This window comes from Serratia sp. K-E0102 (assembly GCF_029962625.1).
GTDB lineage: Bacteria > Pseudomonadota > Gammaproteobacteria > Enterobacterales > Enterobacteriaceae > Serratia > Serratia sarumanii.
The window spans coordinates 4,774,862-4,793,641 of sequence record NZ_CP124754.1 but is presented as its reverse complement, the minus strand read 5'-3'; the positions used below and the strand labels follow the sequence as shown (position 1 = coordinate 4,793,641).

Annotated in this window: 18 protein-coding genes; 7 read left to right on the top strand and 11 right to left on the bottom strand. The window is 61.3% G+C overall.

Annotated elements, in window-relative coordinates; genetic code table 11:
- The first annotated feature begins 4 nt into the window (after nucleotides 1-4).
- Nucleotides 5-2,095: a 4-alpha-glucanotransferase gene (gene malQ / locus SSARUM2_RS22760; RefSeq protein WP_120151044.1), complete on the top strand. Its 2,091-nt coding sequence runs from the start codon at nucleotides 5-7 to the stop codon at nucleotides 2,093-2,095.
- A 70-nt stretch (nucleotides 2,096-2,165) separates the two neighbouring features.
- Here malQ and nfuA read toward each other — a convergent pair whose 3' ends face one another.
- Entirely contained in the window at nucleotides 2,166-2,741 is a 576-nt protein-coding gene (gene nfuA, locus SSARUM2_RS22755) for a Fe-S biogenesis protein NfuA (protein WP_004930777.1), read from the bottom strand.
- Between the two features lie 58 nt (nucleotides 2,742-2,799).
- A complete protein-coding gene (gene gntX / locus SSARUM2_RS22750) occupies nucleotides 2,800-3,483 on the bottom strand; it encodes a DNA utilization protein GntX (RefSeq protein ID WP_060453128.1) in 684 nt (227 codons plus the stop codon).
- Between the two features lie 40 nt (nucleotides 3,484-3,523).
- Between gntX and bioH the strand changes: the two genes are divergently transcribed.
- Complete coding sequence (gene bioH, locus SSARUM2_RS22745) at nucleotides 3,524-4,294, top strand: pimeloyl-ACP methyl ester esterase BioH (RefSeq protein ID WP_060429250.1); 771 nt, start codon at nucleotides 3,524-3,526, stop codon at nucleotides 4,292-4,294.
- A 270-nt stretch (nucleotides 4,295-4,564) separates the two neighbouring features.
- Nucleotides 4,565-4,849: a YdgH/BhsA/McbA-like domain containing protein gene (locus tag SSARUM2_RS22740; RefSeq protein ID WP_004930765.1), complete on the top strand. Its 285-nt coding sequence runs from the start codon at nucleotides 4,565-4,567 to the stop codon at nucleotides 4,847-4,849.
- 43 nt (nucleotides 4,850-4,892) lie between these two features.
- Here the strand turns inward: SSARUM2_RS22740 and SSARUM2_RS22735 are convergent, their stop codons facing one another.
- The 5 genes from SSARUM2_RS22735 to greB form a co-directional block, all read right to left on the bottom strand.
- Nucleotides 4,893-5,132, bottom strand: coding sequence for a FeoC-like transcriptional regulator (locus tag SSARUM2_RS22735; protein ID WP_049235341.1), 240 nt, complete (start codon nucleotides 5,130-5,132; stop codon nucleotides 4,893-4,895).
- Entirely contained in the window at nucleotides 5,132-7,447 is a 2,316-nt protein-coding gene (gene feoB, locus SSARUM2_RS22730) for a Fe(2+) transporter permease subunit FeoB (protein WP_060453129.1), read from the bottom strand. Before feoB ends, SSARUM2_RS22735 begins: the two co-directional genes overlap by 1 nt.
- Before the next feature lie 72 nt (nucleotides 7,448-7,519).
- Entirely contained in the window at nucleotides 7,520-7,744 is a 225-nt protein-coding gene (feoA, locus tag SSARUM2_RS22725) for a ferrous iron transporter A (RefSeq protein WP_025304553.1), read from the bottom strand.
- A 609-nt stretch (nucleotides 7,745-8,353) separates the two neighbouring features.
- Nucleotides 8,354-10,687 carry a Tex family protein gene (locus SSARUM2_RS22720; RefSeq protein WP_033649332.1) on the bottom strand — a complete coding sequence of 778 codons (2,334 nt, stop codon included), beginning with the start codon at nucleotides 10,685-10,687 and terminating at the stop codon, nucleotides 8,354-8,356.
- A gap of 157 nt (nucleotides 10,688-10,844) precedes the next feature.
- The gene (gene greB / locus SSARUM2_RS22715) at nucleotides 10,845-11,318 is read right to left on the bottom strand and encodes a transcription elongation factor GreB (protein ID WP_033636315.1); all 474 of its coding nucleotides are present in this window, start codon (nucleotides 11,316-11,318) and stop codon (nucleotides 10,845-10,847) included.
- Nucleotides 11,319-11,548: 230 nt separating this feature from the next.
- Between greB and cbpA the strand changes: the two genes are divergently transcribed.
- From cbpA to envZ, 4 genes are all read left to right on the top strand, one after another.
- The gene (gene cbpA, locus SSARUM2_RS22710) at nucleotides 11,549-12,511 is read left to right on the top strand and encodes a curved DNA-binding protein (RefSeq protein ID WP_033636314.1); all 963 of its coding nucleotides are present in this window, start codon (nucleotides 11,549-11,551) and stop codon (nucleotides 12,509-12,511) included.
- A 5-nt stretch (nucleotides 12,512-12,516) separates the two neighbouring features.
- Nucleotides 12,517-12,822, top strand: a complete 306-nt coding sequence (locus tag SSARUM2_RS22705; RefSeq protein ID WP_033636313.1) for a chaperone modulator CbpM — start codon at nucleotides 12,517-12,519, stop codon at nucleotides 12,820-12,822.
- A 257-nt stretch (nucleotides 12,823-13,079) separates the two neighbouring features.
- Nucleotides 13,080-13,799: a two-component system response regulator OmpR gene (gene ompR / locus SSARUM2_RS22700; RefSeq protein ID WP_004709363.1), complete on the top strand. Its 720-nt coding sequence runs from the start codon at nucleotides 13,080-13,082 to the stop codon at nucleotides 13,797-13,799.
- Complete coding sequence (gene envZ, locus SSARUM2_RS22695; RefSeq protein WP_033636312.1) at nucleotides 13,796-15,166, top strand: two-component system sensor histidine kinase EnvZ; 1,371 nt, start codon at nucleotides 13,796-13,798, stop codon at nucleotides 15,164-15,166. The genes ompR and envZ overlap by 4 nt, the downstream gene beginning before the upstream one ends.
- A 34-nt stretch (nucleotides 15,167-15,200) precedes the next feature.
- Here envZ and SSARUM2_RS22690 read toward each other — a convergent pair whose 3' ends face one another.
- The 4 genes from SSARUM2_RS22690 to hslO form a co-directional block, all read right to left on the bottom strand.
- Nucleotides 15,201-15,680: a type II toxin-antitoxin system VapC family toxin gene (locus SSARUM2_RS22690; RefSeq protein ID WP_033636311.1), complete on the bottom strand. Its 480-nt coding sequence runs from the start codon at nucleotides 15,678-15,680 to the stop codon at nucleotides 15,201-15,203.
- Nucleotides 15,677-15,940 (bottom strand): plasmid stability protein, encoded by a 264-nt coding sequence (locus SSARUM2_RS22685; RefSeq protein WP_004930730.1) that lies wholly within the window; start codon nucleotides 15,938-15,940, stop codon nucleotides 15,677-15,679. Before SSARUM2_RS22685 ends, SSARUM2_RS22690 begins: the two co-directional genes overlap by 4 nt.
- Nucleotides 15,941-16,066: 126 nt before the next feature.
- Nucleotides 16,067-17,686 carry a phosphoenolpyruvate carboxykinase (ATP) gene (pckA, locus tag SSARUM2_RS22680; protein ID WP_015379308.1) on the bottom strand — a complete coding sequence of 540 codons (1,620 nt, stop codon included), beginning with the start codon at nucleotides 17,684-17,686 and terminating at the stop codon, nucleotides 16,067-16,069.
- Nucleotides 17,687-17,881: 195 nt separating this feature from the next.
- On the bottom strand, nucleotides 17,882-18,760 hold the full coding sequence (hslO, locus tag SSARUM2_RS22675; protein ID WP_033636310.1) for an Hsp33 family molecular chaperone HslO: 879 nt from the start codon (nucleotides 18,758-18,760) through the stop codon (nucleotides 17,882-17,884).
- Between the last annotated feature and the right edge of the window lie 20 nt (nucleotides 18,761-18,780).

Here is an 18,780-nt window from a genome sequence, read left to right as displayed (position 1 = left end):
ACGAATGGATCGCAAGCGTATCGATCAGGCGGCGGCACAGGCGGGGATCGCCGCCGATTTCATCAATGCCCACGGCAAGCGGCAGGCGATTGAACCGGAGACCAAGCGCAAGCTGCTGGCGGCCATGAATCGGGCCGAAGCCGCGCAGGAAGGGGCGGTGTCGCCGTTACCGGCGGTCAAGGTGTTCTATCAGGGCGCGCCGTTGGCGTTGACCCCGGCGGGCGAAGGCGAGTACCTGTGGGCGCTGCAGCGTGAAGACGGCGAATGCCTGCAGGGGCGCGTCGGCGCGCGCAAGACCCTGACGCTGCCGGGCGATTTGCCGGCGGGCTACCACCAATTGACGCTGAGCCAGGGCGCGCGGCAGTGGTCATGCCGAGTGATCGTCGCGCCGAGGCGCTGCTTCGAGCCGAACGCCTTGCTGACCGGCAAGAAGCTGTGGGGCGCCTGCGTTCAGCTGTATACGCTGCGTTCCGATCGCAACTGGGGCATCGGCGATTTCGGCGATCTGCGCCTGATGGTGGAGCAGGTGGGGGAACGCGGCGGCGCTTTCGTCGGCCTCAATCCGATCCATGCGCTGTATCCGGCCAACCCGGAGAGCGCCAGCCCCTACAGCCCCTCGTCGCGCCGCTGGCTGAATCTGGCGTATATCGACGTCAACGCGGTGGAGGATTTCCAACGCAGCGACGCGGCTCAGCGCTGGTGGCAGAAGCCGGCGACGCAGAAGCAGCTGGCCAAGGCGCGCGCCGCGGAATGGGTGGATTACACCGCCGTGATGCAGCTGAAGCTGGCGGGGCTGAAGCTGGCGTTCCCGCTGTTTCAGGCGCGCAAGCCGAACGACGCGCAGCGTCAGGCGTTCGAACGGTTCGTGACTGAGGGCGGCGACAGCCTGTATCAGCAGGCGGCGTTCGACGCGCTGCACGCCCATCTGGCGGTCACGGATGCCAGCCAGTGGGGGTGGCCGGCCTGGCCCGAGCGCTATCGGCGTGGGCAGAGCGAAGCGGTGCGGCAGTTCTGCGATGAGCATCAGGACGCGGTCCGCTTTTACCTGTGGCTGCAATGGCTGGCGGCCACGCAGTTCGCGCAGTGTTTCGAACAGAGCCGGCAGCAGCAGATGCCGATTGGCCTGTATCGCGATCTGGCGGTCGGGGTGGCGGAAGGCGGGGCGGAAACCTGGTGTGACCGCGAACTGTACTGCCTGAAAGCGTCGGTCGGCGCGCCGCCGGACATCCTGGGGCCGCTGGGGCAAAACTGGGGGTTGCCGCCGATGGATCCGCACGTGATGGCGGCGCGCGGTTATCAGCCGTTCATCGATCTTTTGCGCGCCAACATGACCAGCTGCGGCGCGCTGCGCATCGATCACGTCATGGCGCTGCTGCGGCTGTGGTGGATCCCGTATGGCGAAACCGCCGATCGCGGCGCCTACGTCAAATACCCGGTGGACGATCTGCTGGCGGTGCTGGCGCTGGAAAGCCAGCGCCACCGCTGCATGGTGATCGGCGAGGATCTCGGTACCGTGCCGGTGGAGATCGTCGGCAAGCTGCGCGACAGCGGCGTCTATTCCTACAAAGTGCTGTATTTCGAAAGCGACGGCGAACACCATTTCCGCGCGCCGCAGGCCTATCCGGTGCAGGCGATGGCGACCATCACCACCCACGATCTGCCGACGCTGCGCGGCTACTGGCAAAGCGACGATCTCACGCTCGGCAACCGGCTGGGCCTTTACCCGGATGCGGAGATCCTGCGGGCGCTGTTCGCCGATCGGGAACGCGCCAAGCAGGGGCTGCTGGACGGGTTGCATCGCTATGGCTGCGTGCCGCAGAAGGTGGGCAAGAAGGCGGCGCTGCTCGGCATGAGCCCGCTGCTTAACCGCGGCCTGCAGCGCTATGTCGCCGACAGCGCCAGCGCCCTGCTCGGCCTGCAGCCGGAAGACTGGCTGGACATGGCCGATCCGGTCAATATTCCCGGCACCAGCGATCAATACCCTAACTGGCGGCGCAAGCTGACCGAAACGCTGGAGGAGATGTTCGCCGATCCGCGGATAAATCGGTTGCTGAAGGATTTGGACAAACGGCGGCGCAAGGTGTCGGTGGGCTGAAAACAACAATGCCGGAACGGTTTCCCCCCTTCCGGCATTGTGTTATCCACCGCGGCGCGAGCGCCGGGGATCAGTAATAGGAGTGCTCGCCGCGCTGGTGCTCGGTCAAATCGCGCACGCCTTTCAGCTCCGGGAATTTCTGCAGCAGCTCTTTCTCGATGCCTTCTTTCAGCGTGACGTCGACCATCGAACAGCCGTTACAGCCGCCGCCGAACTGCAGGATCGCCATGTTGTCGTCGGTGATCTCCATCAGCGTCACGCGGCCGCCGTGGCCCGCCAGCTGTGGGTTGATCTGCGACTGCAGCACGTATTCCACGCGCTCCATCAGCGGCGCGTCGTCATCGACCTTGCGCATCTTGGCGTTTGGCGCTTTCAGCGTCAGTTGAGAACCCAGCTGGTCGGTCACGAAGTCGATTTCGGCGTCTTCCAGATACGGCGCGCTCAGCTCATCGACATAGGCGGACAGTTTGTCGAACTTCAGTTCGGTATCCGTCGCTTCTACCGCGTCCGGCGGGCAATAAGAGACACCGCATTCGGCCGTCGGCGTGCCCGGGTTGATCACGAATACGCGGATTTGGGTGCCTTCTTCTTGATTTGCCAGCAGTTTGGCAAAGTGTTCCTGTGCAGCATCTGTTATACGGATCATAGCATTAGCTCAATAGTTGACTTCTATAGTCGGTTATAATACGCCCATTGCCGTGGCACTACAACGTGCGGCAAACGCACCATATCTGCACCGAGGCGGCGCCTTGCCGCCGCAACAGCGCCGCGATCTCCGCGACGGTGCTGCCGGTGGTCACCACGTCATCCACCAGGGCGATATGCCGGCCGGCGACCGGCACCGTGCAGGTGAAAGCGCGCTGCAAATTGCGCCTGCGCGCTCCGGCGCTCAGCCGCTGTTGCAGGGCTGTCTTGCGCACCCGGCGCAAAGCGGCGGGCCGATAGGCACAGCCCAGCCAGCGCGCCAGCGGCCGGGCCAGCAGATCGCTCTGGTTATAACCACGGTGCCAACAGCGCGTTGCATGCAAGGGTACCGCTAAAATCAGGTCGGGTCTGTTCAGATTCTGCTCTCTGCGCGCCTGCTGCCACCGCAACAGCATCAGGCGTGCCAGCGTCGGTGCCAGCTCGGGCGCGCGGTGAAACTTGAACCTCTTTACCAGTTGGCTGAGGGGCGCAACGTAGTCGCCGACGAACACCAGCCGCTGCCAGGGCGGCGGCCGTTGCAGGCAGCGGCCGCAGGGCATTTGCGTTTCCCCGGCGGGCAATCCGCAGCACGGGCAACACGGTGGGTGGGCCGGCAGATGGCGCAGGCAGCAGCTGCAGATGCCATGACGCATCAGGCTCAACGGCTGTCGGCATAGCCAACAGCGGCTGCGGATTGATAGCATAGAGCCTCCGAGACGGATAAGCATGAAAGGACAATAACCAATGACAGCGCTGTACTGGCAAACAATAGGTGAGGGCGAACGCGATCTTGTGCTGCTGCACGGCTGGGGCTTGAACGCCGAAGTGTGGAGTTGCATTCAGGCGCGACTGGTGCCGCATTTTCGCCTGCACCTGGTCGATCTGCCGGGTTATGGCCGCAGCCAGGGGTTCGGCGCGTTGTCGCTGGCGCAGATGACGGAAATCGTGCTGGCGGCCGCCCCGCCGCAGGCCTGGTGGCTAGGCTGGTCGCTCGGCGGACTGGTGGCCAGCCAGGCGGCGCTGATGCAGCCCGAGCGGGTCAAGGGGCTGATCACCGTAGCCTCCTCGCCGTGCTTTGCCGCCCGCGATGAGTGGCCGGGGATCCGCCCGGACGTGCTGAGCGGTTTCCAGCATCAGCTGAGTCTGGATTTCCAGCGCACCGTCGAGCGTTTTCTGGCGTTGCAGACGCTGGGCACCGAGAGCGCGCGTCAGGATGCGCGCCAGCTGAAAGCGGTGGTGCTCAGCCAACCGACCCCGAGCGTCGAGGTGTTGAACGGCGGGCTGGAGATCCTGCGTACCGCCGATCTGCGCGTGCCGCTGGCGGAGTTGAATCTGCCGCTGCTGCGGATCTACGGCTATCTGGACGGGCTGGTGCCGCGCAAGGTCGCCGAGCTGCTCGATGCCGCCTGGCCGCATTCTGCGTCGCAGATCGTGGCCAAAGCCGCCCATGCGCCGTTTATCTCTCATCCCGATGAATTTGTGACGATGATCGAAGCGTTTATTGCAGCACATTGAATCCGGTGGGAAATCGCACGATAGGGCGCTAAAAAAAACGCCGCCGGGTGGATAAAAGACAAAGCTGTTCGATACTTAGTGAGTCAATGCGTTGGCTGCAAAATGAAAAGACCGCGTGCGGCGCTTTTCATTTTGGCGTTTCGTCTCTGGGAAACAGGCCCCGTCAGGGAAAGCAACGAGGCCTGAGGATGTCGCGGCAGCCTGCGGTACTACGCATGGATTCTTGACGGCTTTCATAACAGATAAATTATCCATTGAGAGGTTAGTGTCATGAAATCATTGAAGATGATTATTGCAGCGGCAGTGCTGGGTTCGGTGTCTTTCGGCTCCATGGCGGCAACCCTGCTGACCAAGGAAGATCTGGATAAGAACCCGGGTAAATACGAGAAGATCGGCACCGTCACCACGACGGCGGAAACCACGTCACCGATGGATGCCAAGGAAGAGCTGTCCAAACTGGCGGACGAAAAGGGCGGTCAATACTACGTGATCCTGGCAGGCCGCGAACACGGTAAATTCAGCGCCATCGCCGAAGTTTACAAAGACAAGCAATAAGCCTTGAACGGCAAAGGGGCGCCCGTCATGGCGCCCCTGATCGTCAGGCCTTCAGCCGGTAGAACACCGTGCTGCACCCCTGCCTCTGCGGGCAGCTTTTGCAACTGCCGCTCAGACAGGCGCCGTCATCCTGTTCGATGCGTTCCACTTTTCCCATCGCCGTCAATCGATCCAGCATCGCCTGCACCAGCGGCAGTGGCGTCGCCAGCGAGTGGCTAAGCTGCTGCGCCTGGGCGCTGCCGCGCAGCGCCAGCGCATCGCGCACCTGCAGCAGCCCGGCCATCAGTGACAGCTCCCTTTGGCGCTCTGGCAACAGGCCGCCGGCGTGGCGTTGCCCAGGCGCACCGTGACGCGGCTGCGCGCCCGGCGCAGGCCGAACAGCACCAGCAGATTCACCAGCACCACCGCCAGGATCGCCGTCAGGCTGTACTGCGGGTGTTGGTTGAAGGTGGCCGCCTGATAGAACAGCGTCGCCAGCGAGTAGGCCACGTTCAGCCCCCACAGAATAGAGAAGGTCATCCAGCCGCGGCTCGATTCACGGGCGATGGCGCCCATCACCGAGACGCAAGGCACATACAGCAGCACGAAGATCAGATAGCTGTAGGCGGAGATGCCGGAGCCGAATTTGCTGCTCATCACGCCCATTGAGCCGACGCCCATCTCGCCGTCGCCCTTGCTGGCTTCGATCGGGTTGGAGAGCACGCTCAGGCTGAAGGTATTTTTCAGGCCGTCCCAGGTTTCGTGCAGCGCGCCGCCCAGTTCATCGAGCAGGTTGAAGTTGGCGGCGTCGAACGCCTCTTTGTTGATGCGCTCGGCGGTGTACAGCGTATTCAGCGTGCCGACCACCACTTCTTTCGCCATCGCGCCGGTCACCAGCCCGACGGTGGCCTGCCAGTTATCGCTGTGGACGCCCATCGGCTGCAGCAGCGGCGTCAGCACCTTGGAGACCGAGGCCAGCGCGGAGTCGTTGATGTTGTCGACCGTCTTGCCGCTGAACGAGAAGCTGTTCAGGCCGCCGATGAATATGCTGGCCACCACGATCACCTTACCGGCGCGCAGCACGAAGCCTTTCAGCCGCTGCCAGGTTTGCAGCAGCAGGCTTTTCAGGTGCGGCACGTGGTAGACCGGCAGCTCCATCACGAACGGCGAGGCTTCGCCGCGCATGAGGGTGTATTTGAGCACCAGGCCGGTAAGGATCGCCACCGCAATGCCGAGCATGTACAGCGAGAACACCACCCCGGCGCCGTCCTGGCCGAAGAAGGCGGCGGCGAACACCGCGAAGATCGCCAGACGGGCGCCGCAGGACATGAACGGCGCCATCATGATGGTGATCAGGCGCTCGCGCTGGGCATCCAGCGTCCGGGCGCCCATGATGGACGGCACATTGCAGCCGAAGCCGACGATCAGCGGCACGAAGGATTTGCCCGGCAGCCCGAGCGCCTGCATCAGGCGATCCATCACGAACGCCGCGCGCGCCATGTAGCCGGAATCCTCCAGGAACGACAGAAACAGGTACATCATGCCGATCTGCGGCACCAGCGGCAGCACGGTATTGATGCCGCCGCCGACGCCCTGCGCCAGGAAAACGGTCAGCCAGTCGGGGAAGTGCAGGGTGTAGCCGAGCCACTGAATGCCCTGAATGAAGATCGCCGCCGAGCCGATATCGAAGATCGGCTGCAGCGCGCCGCCGATGTTGATCGCCAGCAGGAACATCAGGTACATCACCAGCAGGAAGATCGGCACGCCCAGCCAGCGGTTGAGGATCACTTTATCCAGCAGCTCGGTCAGGCGGTTGGGCATCGCCTGCTGCGAGTTGCTGACCTCATCGCACAGGGCGGCGATGGACTGGTAGCGCGCGTCGGCGATCACCAGCGCCGGGTCTTCCTGCTGCTGCTGTTGCAACGCCTGGGCAGCCGCAGGCAACAGCGCGACGGCGGGGCCGGCCAGCCGGTGACTGTAGATGTCGCCTTCCAGCATTTGCAATGCCAGCCAGCGGCGCTGCACCGCCGGCAGCGTTTGCGGCATGGCGTCGCTCAGCGTGGCGACCGCTTTCAGCAACAGCGATGGGTAGTTCACCAGCGCCTGCTGTTCGTTGATGTGATGATTGTCGATCATCTGTTTCAGCACGCCGATGCCGTCGGCGCGGGTGGAAATCATCGGCACTACCGGGCAGCCGAGGCGCGCCGACAGCGCGGCGACGTCGATATCGATATGCTGACTTTTGGCGATGTCGAGCATGTTCAGCGCCACGATGCAGGGAATGCCCAGCTCCAGCAGCTGCAGCGTCAGGTAGAGGTTGCGCTCCAGGTTGGAGGCGTCGACCACGTTGATCAGCAGATCGGCGTCGCCGCTCAAAATGTAGTGGCAGGCGATCTGCTCGTCGAGCGAGGTTTGCTCTGAAATGGTGGTCAGGGAGTAGGTGCCGGGCAAATCGACCAGCCGTACGTCGGACTGCGGGGTGGTGAAATGGCCTTCTTTGCGTTCGACCGTCACGCCCGCCCAGTTGCCGACCCGTTGGCGTGCGCCGGTCAGCTGGTTGAACAGCGTGGTTTTGCCGGAGTTCGGGTTACCGATTAAGCCGATGGTGAGTTTTTTCATAGTTCAGCGTGTCGTCTTCAAGGAGAACAGCGCCGGCGCAAAGGCGCGTCGGCAAACGGAGAGCGCGTCGGCTCAGGGCTGGCCGTCGAGCTGCAGCAGCGCCAGATCCTTCCTGCGCAGCACCAGGCTGACGCGGCGAGTTTTAATTTCTATCGGATCGCCCAGCGGTGCGACGCGCACTACGTCGAACGAAGAGCCGGGCAGCATGCCGAGCGATAACAGTTTCTGGCGGTAGGCCGGCGCAATTTCACCGGAAAAGCCGACAATCTTATACGTGCGTTTAGGTTGGAGCTGCATGTGATTAACCTTCCGGGTGCCGATGAGCATCGGGCTGATGATAATTGGACGTTGCCGGCGAAAATGCCACGCCGTCGGCGGTATTCATCCATAAGGTCATGCAATAAAGTGAGCGCAAATAATAGTAATTATCATTATCGCGTTCAATACAAAAAGTAAGGGTATTGTAACCAATTATTATGGCGTCGACAGTTTTTGATGGCGTTGTCTTGATTAACGACGTTTTACCACCGGTTGCGCTGGGGAACAAATGAGAATGGCGAGTTAAATCAGTTACGTATTTGTAGCCGAGTTTTCTTGTTTGCAAATATAGATGGTTTTTTCCCTTTATTTATTTCCACCGAAAGGCAATTCGATAACATTATTCCGCCATAATGCGAGCGGTAACCATTTGTGTTTCTCTCACAATTCGCGAGATGAAAAATGCGTGTTAACGAAGTTGTTAATAAATGGCTGCAGAAGGGATTGTTGTTGCCTGAATAATGGGAGGGTGGTCACGCAGGCGTGGGAAATAAAAAGATGACGGTTTATTGAGGCGGGTCAAGAAATGCCGCAAGTTTTATTCATCAGAAGGGGGCGGAGCAGGCTCCGCCCCCTGTTGGATCTGACTTAGCGTTTCTTGCCGAATGCCGCCGCCAGCGCGTCGCCCATGGCGCTGTTGCCGGCCGGCGCCGCGTTGCGCGGTTTGGCCTTGTTGCCGCCCGCCGAACGGTTGGCGTGGTCGCGCGTCTGTGCAGGCGCGTTGCCGCCGCGGCGCGGTGAACCTTCGCCCGGCTGCTCATCCAGGCGCATGCTCAGCGCGATGCGTTTACGCTGCAGATCGACTTCCATCACCTTCACTTTGACGATGTCGCCGGCCTTCACCACGGTGTGCGGATCTTCAACGAACTTGTCCGCCAGCGAGGAGATGTGCACCAGGCCATCCTGATGCACGCCGATATCCACGAAGGCGCCGAAGTTGGTGACGTTGGTCACCGAGCCTTCCAGGATCATGCCCACCTGCAGATCGTTGAGGGTTTCCACGCCTTCGGCGAAGGTGGCGGTTTTGAACTCCGGACGTGGATCGCGGCCCGGCTTCTCCAGCTCTTTCAGGATGTCGGTGACCGTCGGCACGCCGAACTTGTCGTCGGTGAAGTCGACCGCTTTCAGGCTGCGCACCGCCGAGGCGTTGCCCATCAGGTCCTGCAGCGCCTGCTCGGTGGCGGCCAGAATGCGCTGCACCACCGGGTAGGCTTCCGGGTGAACGGTGGAAGCATCCAGCGGGTTGTCGCCGTGGTTGATGCGCAGGAAGCCGGCGCACTGTTCGAAGGCCTTCGGCCCCAGGCGGCTGACTTTCAGCAGCTGTTCACGGTTGCTGAAGCGGCCGTTCTCGTCGCGCCAGTTGACGATGTTCTGCGCCATCATGCGCGTCAGGCCGGCCACGCGGGTCAGCAACGGCACCGACGCGGTGTTCAGATCGACGCCGACGGCGTTCACGCAGTCTTCCACCACCGAGTCCAGCTTCTTCGCCAGCTGGCTCTGGCTGACGTCGTGCTGATACTGGCCGACGCCGATGGATTTCGGGTCGATTTTCACCAGCTCCGCCAGCGGATCCTGCAGACGACGGGCGATGGACACCGCGCCGCGCAGCGACACGTCGAGATCCGGGAACTCCTGCGCCGCCAGTTCGGACGCGGAATACACCGACGCGCCCGCTTCGCTGACGATCACTTTCTGCGCCCGGACCTCGCCGAATTGCTTTTGCAGGTCGAGATAGAAACGCTCGGTTTCACGCGAAGCGGTGCCGTTGCCGATGGCCACCAGCTCCACGTTATGTTTGATGCACAGCGCCGCGACGATGGCGGCGGCTTTGGCCGCTTGCCCGGTGTGCGGGTAGACGGTGTCGGTGGCGACCAGCTTGCCAGTCGCGTCGACCACGGCGACTTTCACCCCGGTGCGCAGGCCCGGATCGAGGCCCATGGTGGCGCGCATGCCGGCCGGCGCGGCCATCAGCAGATCGTGCATGTTGCGGGCGAAAACGTTGATCGCTTCATCTTCCGCGCGCTCGCGCACCGTGCCCATCAGCTCGGTTTCCAGGTGCAGCAACACCTTGATGCGCCAGGTCCAGTTGACCACCGCCTTGCGCCAGGCGTCGGCCGGGGCGTTGTTCAGGCGCAGGTTGAGGTGATTGATGATGATCAGCTCCGCCTGGCTTTCGCGCGGCGCTTCCTCAAACTGCGGATCGGCGTTCAGCGCCAGCTGCAGCACACCTTCGTTGCGGCCGCGGAACATCGCCAGCGCGCGGTGCGAAGGCACCTGGGAAATCGGTTCGTGGTGATCGAAATAGTCGCGGAACTTGGCGCCTTCTTCTTCCTTGCCCTCGACCACTTTGGACACCAGATGGGCGTTTTTCCACAGGTAGTCGCGCACCTTGGCCAGCAGCGAGGCATCTTCGGCGAAGCGCTCCATCAGGATATAGCGCGCGCCGTCGAGGGCGGCTTTGACGTCCGCCACGCCCTTGTCGGCGTCGACGTAGCGTTCAGCCAGCTGTTCCGGCTGCTGTTGCGGATCCTGCCACAGTGCGTCCGCCAGCGGTTCCAGACCGGCCTCGATGGCGATCTGGCCGCGGGTGCGGCGCTTCGGTTTGTACGGCAGATAGAGGTCTTCGAGTTCGGTCTTGCTCAGCGTGGCGTTGATCGCCCCCGCCAGTTGTTCGGTCAGTTTGCCCTGTTCATCGATCGACTTCAGGATGGTCTGACGACGATCTTCCAGTTCACGCAGATAACCCAGGCGGGTTTCCAGCTGGCGCAGTTGGGTGTCGTCCAGGCCCCCGGTGACTTCCTTACGATAGCGTGCAATAAAGGGCACGGTATTACCTTCATCCAGCAGACGGATGGCGGAGTCGACTTGCTCCGGCCGGGCCTGCAGTTCTGTTGCAATAATGCGGCTCAGTGGGTCATTCATAGGTCTGGTATCTGTATTGAGAACGGTGAATAAACAGGGGACAGTTATACGGATTGATCGGGGAAAATGCCAGTGGAGCGGGCCGCCGCCGCGCGGCCGCCACGTGGAGAACTGCGCAGGCGGCGGCGTTGGCGGCGGTTCGGAAAAAGCTGAAAGCTTACTTCGGGTAGTCTATCTCGTTAACGTACCACTGCGCCTCGCCCAGCGGCGTATTGACGGTGGCGACGTCGCCGACCTCTTTTTTCAGCAGGGCGCGCGCCATCGGCGCGTCGATGGAGATGTAATCCTTGCGGCCGAAGATCTCGTCGTAACCGACGATGCGAAAGCGTTTGGTCTCGCCGTCGTCGTTCTCCACCTCCACCCAGGCGCCGAAGAACACCTTGCCTTCCTGCTGCGGGGAGTAATCGACGATCTTCAATTGCTCCAGGCATTTGGTCAGATAGCGGACGCGGCGGTCGATCTCGCGCAGCCGCTTCTTGTTGTACTGGTAGTCGGCGTTTTCGCTTCTGTCGCCCAGGCTGGCGGCCCAGGTCACTTTCTTGGTCACCTCGGGGCGTTCTTCGCGCCAGAGGTAATCCAGCTCTTGTTTGAGCTTGTCATACCCTTCACGGGTTATCAGTTGAGTTCTCATGGTGATTTATCTTTATGGGGCCACCGCCACAGTGTACGTGAATGCGGGGGGCTTTAGAAATGGCGCGCGGGCCTGCGCGTTGCCGCACGGTTGTTATTCAGTTTGCGCAGCTTTTAACAATCGGGAGTATGCTTAGCGATAGCGGAAAAGGAATGTGACGAAAGGAGGATATCTGGCGAGAGAGACAAGGAATTTTGGCGCACAACCCAACACATTGAAGGTATTACCGCATGGAATTTAAAGATTACTACGCAACGATGGGCGTTGAGCCCAACGCCGATCTGAAAACCATCAAAACGGCCTACCGCCGGCTGGCGCGTAAATATCACCCTGACGTGAGCACCGAAGAAGACGCCGAGAGCAAATTCAAGGAGCTGGCCGAAGCCTATGAGGTGCTGAAGGACGAAGAGCGCCGCGCCGAGTACGATCAGATCCGGCTGCACCGCAACGATCCGAACTTTGGCCGCCAGGCGCGCGGCGATCGCGGCGGCTATCAGCAGAGCGCTTCATGGCACGGCGGCGGTGCCGACGCGCAAGACTTCTCCGATTTCTTCGAAAGCATGTTCGGCGGGCGTGCGGCGGGCGGGCATCGCTCCGCTTCGCACTCGCACGGCGGGCATGGCTTCCGCGGCCAGGATCTGGAGATGGAGGTGCCGCTGTTCCTCGAGGAAACGCTGCATGGCCAAAGCCGCGAGATCTCCTACAAGCTGCCGGTGTACGACGAGCTGGGGCGGCAGGTGAGCGAAGCCAGCAAAACGCTGAACGTGAAAATCCCGGCCGGGGTGGGCGACGGCGAGCGCATTCGCCTCAAGGGGCAGGGCGTGGCCGGCGTGGGCGGCGGCCAGAACGGCGATCTGTATCTGGTCATCCGCCTCGCGCCGCACCCGCTGTTTGAGATCGACGGCCACAACCTGAGCATCGTGGCACCTCTCGCCCCTTGGGAGGCGGCGCTCGGCGCCAGCATTGAGGTGCCGACGCTGACCGGAAAAATCGCGTTGACCGTGCCGGCCGGTAGCCAGAGCGGCAAACGGCTGCGGGTCAAGGGCAAGGGGCTGGCGGGCAAGAAAGAGCCCGGTGACCTGTATGTCATTCTCAAGGTGGTGATGCCGCCGAAGCCGAACGAGAAGGCCAGCGCCCTGTGGCGAGAACTGGCTGAACAGGCGGCGTTCAACCCGCGCGCGGAATGGGAGTAAAGCACATGATGAAGAAAGAGATCACTTTCACCGTGGTGGAACTGTGCCAACGGGTGGAGATTTCAGAGGATGAGCTGGTCGAGATCGTTGGCCTGGGCGTGATCGTGCCGCTGGAGCCGGCGCAGCCGAGCTGGGAGTTCGACTACCCGGCGCTGAGCCATCTGCAGCGTGCGCGCAGGCTGCGGGCCGAGCTGGATCTGGATTGGCCGGGGATCGCCATGGCGCTGACGTTGCTCGATCGGGTTGAGGCGCTGCAGCAAGAGAACCGGCAGCTGCGCCGGCAGTTGGCGCGTTTCCTGCAGACTTCCTGACTCGCCGTCAAAACGCCACCGTGCGGTTTGCCGGTGGCGAAATTGCGTAAAATTGGGCCGCGGCCCCACATTGCGCTGATAAAGGGCGATATTTTGACGAACCCCCGTCGACATTCACTGAAAATTGTTGATAAATGGGGAAAAGAATAAGCTTTGTAACAATTTCGTCTAGAATACATACCATTAAACGCTGTCTCAAATGGCAAGGTTTTCTAACAATATTCGAGTCAGGCAATAAAGCCTTTGGGAGTAATACCATGCAAGAGAATCATAAGATCCTGGTTGTCGATGATGACATGCGCCTGCGCGCACTTTTGGAACGTTATTTAACCGAGCAGGGCTTCCAGGTTCGCAGCGTTGCCAACGCTGAGCAAATGGATCGCTTGCTGACCCGTGAATCCTTCCATTTGATGGTGCTCGATCTGATGTTGCCGGGCGAAGACGGCCTGTCCATCTGCCGCCGCCTGCGCAGCCAGAGCAACCCGATGCCGATCATTATGGTCACCGCCAAAGGTGAAGAGGTCGATCGCATCGTCGGGCTGGAAATCGGCGCCGACGACTACATTCCTAAACCGTTTAACCCGCGTGAGCTGTTGGCTCGCATTCGTGCAGTGCTGCGCCGCCAGGCTAACGAGCTGCCGGGCGCGCCTTCGCAGGAAGAAGCGGTGATCGCGTTCGGCAAATTCAAACTGAACCTCGGCACCCGCGAGATGTTCCGCGAAGACGAACCGATGCCGTTGACCAGCGGCGAGTTCGCGGTACTGAAGGCGCTGGTCAGCCACCCGCGTGAACCGCTGTCGCGCGATAAGCTGATGAACCTGGCGCGTGGCCGCGAATACAGCGCCATGGAGCGCTCCATCGACGTGCAGATCTCTCGCCTGCGCCGCATGGTGGAAGAAGATCCGGCGCATCCGCGTTATATCCAGACCGTTTGGGGTCTCGGCTACGTGTTCGTCCCGGACGGCAGCAAGGCATGAGGCGATTGCGCTTTTCACCGCGTAGCTCGTTTGCCCGAACCCTGTTGTTGATCGTCACCCTGCTGTTCGTCAGCCTGGTGACGACCTATCTGGTGGTGCTGAACTTCGCCATCCTGCCCAGCCTGCAGCAGTTCAACAAGGTATTGGCCTACGAAGTGCGTATGCTGATGACCGATCGGCTGCAGCTGGAGGACGGCACGCTGCTGGAAGTGCCGCCGGCGTTCCGCCGCGAGATCTACCGCGAACTGGGCATCTCTCTCTACACCAACTCGGCGGCGGAGGAGAGCGGCCTGCGCTGGGCGCAGCACTACCAGTTCCTCAGCCAGCAGATGGCGCAGCAGCTCGGCGGGCCGACCGATGTGCGGGTGGAGGTGAACAAGAACTCCCCGGTGGTGTGGCTGAAAACCTGGCTGCAGCCCGATATCTGGGTGCGCGTGCCGCTGACGGAAATCCACCAGGGCGACTTCTCTCCGCTGTTCCGCTATACGCTGGCGATCATGTTGCTGGCGATCGGCGGCGCCTGGCTGTTTATCCGCATTCAAAACCGCCCGCTGGTGGAGCTGGAACATGCGGCGCTGCAGGTGGGCAAGGGGATTATTCCGCCGCCGCTGCGCGAGTATGGCGCTTCCGAAGTGCGGTCGGTGACTCGCGCATTCAATCAGATGGCGTCGGGCGTCAAGCAGCTGGCGGATGACCGCACCTTGCTGATGGCCGGGGTCAGCCACGATCTGCGCACGCCGTTGACGCGTATCCGGCTGGCGACGGAGATGATGAGCGCCGAAGACGGCTATCTGGCCGAGTCGATCAATAAAGACATCGAAGAGTGCAACGCCATCATCGAGCAGTTCATCGATTATCTGCGCACCGGGCAGGAGATGCCGACCGAAAGCAGCGATCTGAACGCCATTTTGGGCGAGGTGGTCGCGGCGGAAAGCGGCTATGAGCGGGTGATTGAAACCGCGCTGTCGCCGGGTGAGCTGATGATGAACGTGCACCCGCTGTCGATTAAGAGGGCGGCGGTGAACATGGTGGTGAACGCGGCGCGTTACGGCAACGGCTGGATCAAGGTGAGCAGCGGCCGCGAGCTGCAGCGCGGCTGGTTCCAGGTGGAAGACGACGGCCCGGGCATCAAGCCGGAAGAGTTGAAGCACCTGCTGCAGCCGTTCGTCCGCGGTGACAGCGCGCGCAGCACCAGCGGCACCGGTCTGGGGCTGGCGATCGTGCAGCGTATTATCGATGCGCACGACGGTGAGTTGGAAATCGGCACCAGCGAACGCGGCGGGCTCTTGATCCGCGCGTATATTCCGTTGCCGATGGAGAAAAAAGAGTCGGCCAACGGCCATCAAACCGCCAGGGAAAACGCCTGACGCGCTTGGCGCGGGCCGCGTCGTTGCGGCCCCGTCAGGACTTCCTGCTCATCACGTAGTATTCCGCCGCATCCTCATGCAACCGACGGCCGGTCGGCGCCTGCCACGGATCGATTAACTCGATGCCGCAGTGGAGGAAGTCTTTGGTATTGCGGGTAGCCAGGGCGGCGCCGTAATGCAGGCAGGTGGCGGCGATTTGGGCATCCGGCACGCTCATCGCTTTACCCAGCAGCCGATTCCTTGCCGTCAATTCCGCGTATTGCATCGCGCACAGCCCATCAAACGGCAATATCTGCCCCTCGAACTTCAATTCAAGAGCGTCCGCCAATTTGAGCTTGAGATCCCGCTGGCGCTTGCCGTCAGGCATGCAGGCGACGCCGCTGAACAGTTCGGCCAGGACAATGGCGCTCAGATAGAGATCGTCATTGTCCTTTTCATTTAGCCAGTTAATGACGTTGTAGTACGGGCTGGGGCGCAGCGTTTCTGAAATGACGTTGGTGTCGAGAATGATCATGCGTTGTCATCTTCATCATCAAAGGTGACGATGCGTGGTGGCACGGCGTCACGCGGTGGGATCTCCAGCTCAACGCCGCCAAATTCGGCGAAGTGCTGATGCATCCAGGTACCCAATCCATAGCGCGGCGGCTTTTTCACCAGCGCCTGTTTCAGGATCATGCGCGCTTCCTCTTCCATGGAATGGCCGTTTTTCGCCGCTGAAATACGCAGCAGCTCTTTGATTTCGTCGTCCAGATTTCTGACGGTGATAGTAGCCATTGAAACCTCCTTTGCTATCAATGATTGCATTGACTTATTTTCTCGCCTTGCTGGTTAAAAAGCAATCGCTGAAAATAAAAAAAGGCGCGGGATCCGCGCCTTAGCTGAAGAGGTAACGCTACCGAATTACAGCTTAGGGCCGGCGCTGACCAGCGCGGCACCCGCAGGTGTGTCGGTGTATTTGTCGAAGTTGGTGATGAAGCGCTCGGCCAGATCCTGCGCTTTTTCCTGCCACTGCTCGAGGCTGGCGTAGGTATTGCGCGGATCGAGGATCTCCGGGTTCACGCCCGGCAGCGCGGTCGGCATCGCCAGATCGAAGATCGGCAGGGTGACGGTTTCCGCCTTGTCGATTTCACCGCTCAGGATGGCGTCGATGATGCCGCGCGTATCTTTGATCGAGATGCGCTTGCCGGTACCGTTCCAGCCGGTGTTGACCAGATAAGCCTGGGCGCCGGCGGCCTGCATGCGTTTCACCAGCACTTCGGCGTACTGCGTCGGGTGCAGCGACAGGAACGCGGCGCCGAAGCAGGCGGAGAAGGTTGGCGTCGGTTCGGTGACGCCGCGCTCGGTGCCGGCCAGTTTGGCGGTGAAGCCGGACAGGAAGTGGTACTGAGTCTGGTTGGCGGTCAGGCGCGATACTGGCGGCAGCACGCCGAAAGCGTCGGCGGTCAGGAAGATCACCTTGGTGGCGTGACCCGCCTTGGACACCGGCTTGACGATGTTCTGGATATGGTAGATCGGGTAAGAAACGCGGGTGTTCTCGGTTTTCGAACCGTCGTTGAAGTCGATGCTGCCGTCGGCCAGCACGGTGACGTTTTCCAGCAGCGCGTCGCGTTTGATGGCGTGGTAGATGTCCGGCTCGGCTTCTTCAGACAGCTTGATGGTCTTGGCGTAGCAGCCGCCTTCGAAGTTGAACACGCCGTCGTCGTCCCAGCCGTGCTCGTCATCGCCGATCAGCTGACGCTTAGGGTCGGTGGAGAGGGTGGTTTTGCCGGTGCCGGACAGGCCGAAGAACACAGCCACGTCGCCTTTCTCGCCCACGTTGGCCGAGCAGTGCATCGAGGCGATGCCTTTCAGCGGCAGCAGGTAGTTCATCATCGAGAACATGCCTTTCTTCATTTCGCCGCCGTACCAGGTGCCGCCGATCAGCTGCATGCGCTCGGTCAGGTTGAAGGCGACGAAGTTCTCCGAGTTCAAGCCTTGCTGCTGCCAGTTCGGATTGGTGCATTTGGCGCCGTTCATCACCACGAAGTCCGGCTCGAAGTCAGCTAGCTCTTCGTCGCTCGGGCGGATGAACATGTTTTTCACGAAGTGCGCCTGCCAGGCCACCTCGGTGATGAAGCGCACTTTCAGGCGCGAGTCGGCGTTGGCGCCGCAGAAGGTATCCACCACGAACAGGCGCTTGCCGGAAAGCTGTTCGGTGACCAGGTGTTTCAGATCGGCCCACACTTCCGGGCTGAGGGGTTTGTTGTCGTTTTTGCCTTTGCCCTGATCGGCCCACCACACGGTATCGCGGGTGATGTCGTCGCGGACGATGTATTTGTCTTTCGGCGAGCGGCCGGTGAAGATGCCGGTATCGACGGAGACGGCACCCAGCTTGGTGACTACCCCACGCTCAAAACCTTCCAGAGATGGGTCTGTTTCTTCCTTAAACAGCAGTTCATAGCTCGGGTTGTGAACGATTTCGCTAACGTCGTGAATGCCGTAAGCGGCCAGATCCTGAGGGGTTATACCTTTAACGCGCATGTTACTACTCCTTGGTCACAGAATTTCTGGCGGCAATTGTAGGGATCTAACGGTGCGTAACAGCGATGGGTATCAAATATTTAACGTTTTAGGCGGTATTTCGTTACGATCTGAGAGATAGCACACGGAAAAAAGCAAACGTGCAAACGGCGGGCGTTGGCGGGCGCCGGGCGCGCCCGCCGAAGGGGGTATAACTTAGTGCAACCTGTCGCTTTCGCCGGTATTACCCGCATACAAGGCGGCAACATCAACCGGGTCAAAGACATAGTGGCTGCCACAGTAGTCGCAGTGCATGTCGATATTGCCGTCCTGCTCCAGCATGTCCGCCACTTCGTCGGTCGGCAGGGTCAGCAGTGCGTCGGCGCAACGCTGGCGTGAACAGGTGCAACGGAACTGCACGTCCTGCGGCTCGTACAGGGTGACTTCTTCCTGGTGATACAGGCGGTACAGCACTTCGTTGGCCGGCAGGCCGAACAGCTCTTCGCTTTTTACCGTGTTGGTCAGTTGCACCAGATGATCGAAATCATCGAGGTTGCCGTCCTGCGCCGGCAGCACCTGCAGCAGCATACCGGCCGCTGCGGCGTGGCCTTCCGCTTCGCCGGTGCGGATGAACAGGCGGGTTGGCAGCTGTTCGGACTGGCGGAAGTAGGCTTCCAGGCACTCGGCCAGGGTTTCACCTTCCAGGCCGACCACGCCCTGATAGCGCTCGCCTTCCGTCGGGGAAATGGTGATGACCATGACGCCGTTGCCGATCATCTGATGCAGGGTGCTGTCGTCGGCGATAGGCGCCTGGGTGCGCGCAACGCCGCGCATCTCCTGGCGGTTGTTGCCGTTGATCACCGCCAGCTTCAGCGGGCCGTCGCCCTGCAGCTGCACGGTGATGTCGCCGTCGAACTTCAGGGTCGCGGTCAGCAGACTGGTGGCGACCAGCAGCTCGCCCAGCAGCTTTTGCACCGGCGCCGGGTAGTCGTGGTTATTCAGGATCTGCTGATAGGTTTCGCTGACGGTAACCAGCTCGCCGCGCACCGCGTAGTTTTCAAACAGGTAACGGTGCAATTGGTCATGGTTGGACATAATCTTCTCTCATTGCGGTG

Coding starts and splice junctions, on each gene's coding strand:
- malQ (WP_120151044.1), top strand. CDS start 5: ATGGATCGCAAGCGTATCGATCAGGCGGCGGCACAGGCGGGGATCGCC.
- nfuA (WP_004930777.1), bottom strand. CDS start 2,741: ATGATCCGTATAACAGATGCTGCACAGGAACACTTTGCCAAACTGCTG.
- gntX (WP_060453128.1), bottom strand. CDS start 3,483: ATGCTATCAATCCGCAGCCGCTGTTGGCTATGCCGACAGCCGTTGAGC.
- bioH (WP_060429250.1), top strand. CDS start 3,524: ATGACAGCGCTGTACTGGCAAACAATAGGTGAGGGCGAACGCGATCTT.
- SSARUM2_RS22740 (WP_004930765.1), top strand. CDS start 4,565: ATGAAATCATTGAAGATGATTATTGCAGCGGCAGTGCTGGGTTCGGTG.
- SSARUM2_RS22735 (WP_049235341.1), bottom strand. CDS start 5,132: ATGGCCGGGCTGCTGCAGGTGCGCGATGCGCTGGCGCTGCGCGGCAGC.
- feoB (WP_060453129.1), bottom strand. CDS start 7,447: ATGAAAAAACTCACCATCGGCTTAATCGGTAACCCGAACTCCGGCAAA.
- feoA (WP_025304553.1), bottom strand. CDS start 7,744: ATGCAGCTCCAACCTAAACGCACGTATAAGATTGTCGGCTTTTCCGGT.
- SSARUM2_RS22720 (WP_033649332.1), bottom strand. CDS start 10,687: ATGAATGACCCACTGAGCCGCATTATTGCAACAGAACTGCAGGCCCGG.
- greB (WP_033636315.1), bottom strand. CDS start 11,318: ATGAGAACTCAACTGATAACCCGTGAAGGGTATGACAAGCTCAAACAA.
- cbpA (WP_033636314.1), top strand. CDS start 11,549: ATGGAATTTAAAGATTACTACGCAACGATGGGCGTTGAGCCCAACGCC.
- SSARUM2_RS22705 (WP_033636313.1), top strand. CDS start 12,517: ATGATGAAGAAAGAGATCACTTTCACCGTGGTGGAACTGTGCCAACGG.
- ompR (WP_004709363.1), top strand. CDS start 13,080: ATGCAAGAGAATCATAAGATCCTGGTTGTCGATGATGACATGCGCCTG.
- envZ (WP_033636312.1), top strand. CDS start 13,796: ATGAGGCGATTGCGCTTTTCACCGCGTAGCTCGTTTGCCCGAACCCTG.
- SSARUM2_RS22690 (WP_033636311.1), bottom strand. CDS start 15,680: ATGATCATTCTCGACACCAACGTCATTTCAGAAACGCTGCGCCCCAGC.
- SSARUM2_RS22685 (WP_004930730.1), bottom strand. CDS start 15,940: ATGGCTACTATCACCGTCAGAAATCTGGACGACGAAATCAAAGAGCTG.
- pckA (WP_015379308.1), bottom strand. CDS start 17,686: ATGCGCGTTAAAGGTATAACCCCTCAGGATCTGGCCGCTTACGGCATT.
- hslO (WP_033636310.1), bottom strand. CDS start 18,760: ATGTCCAACCATGACCAATTGCACCGTTACCTGTTTGAAAACTACGCG.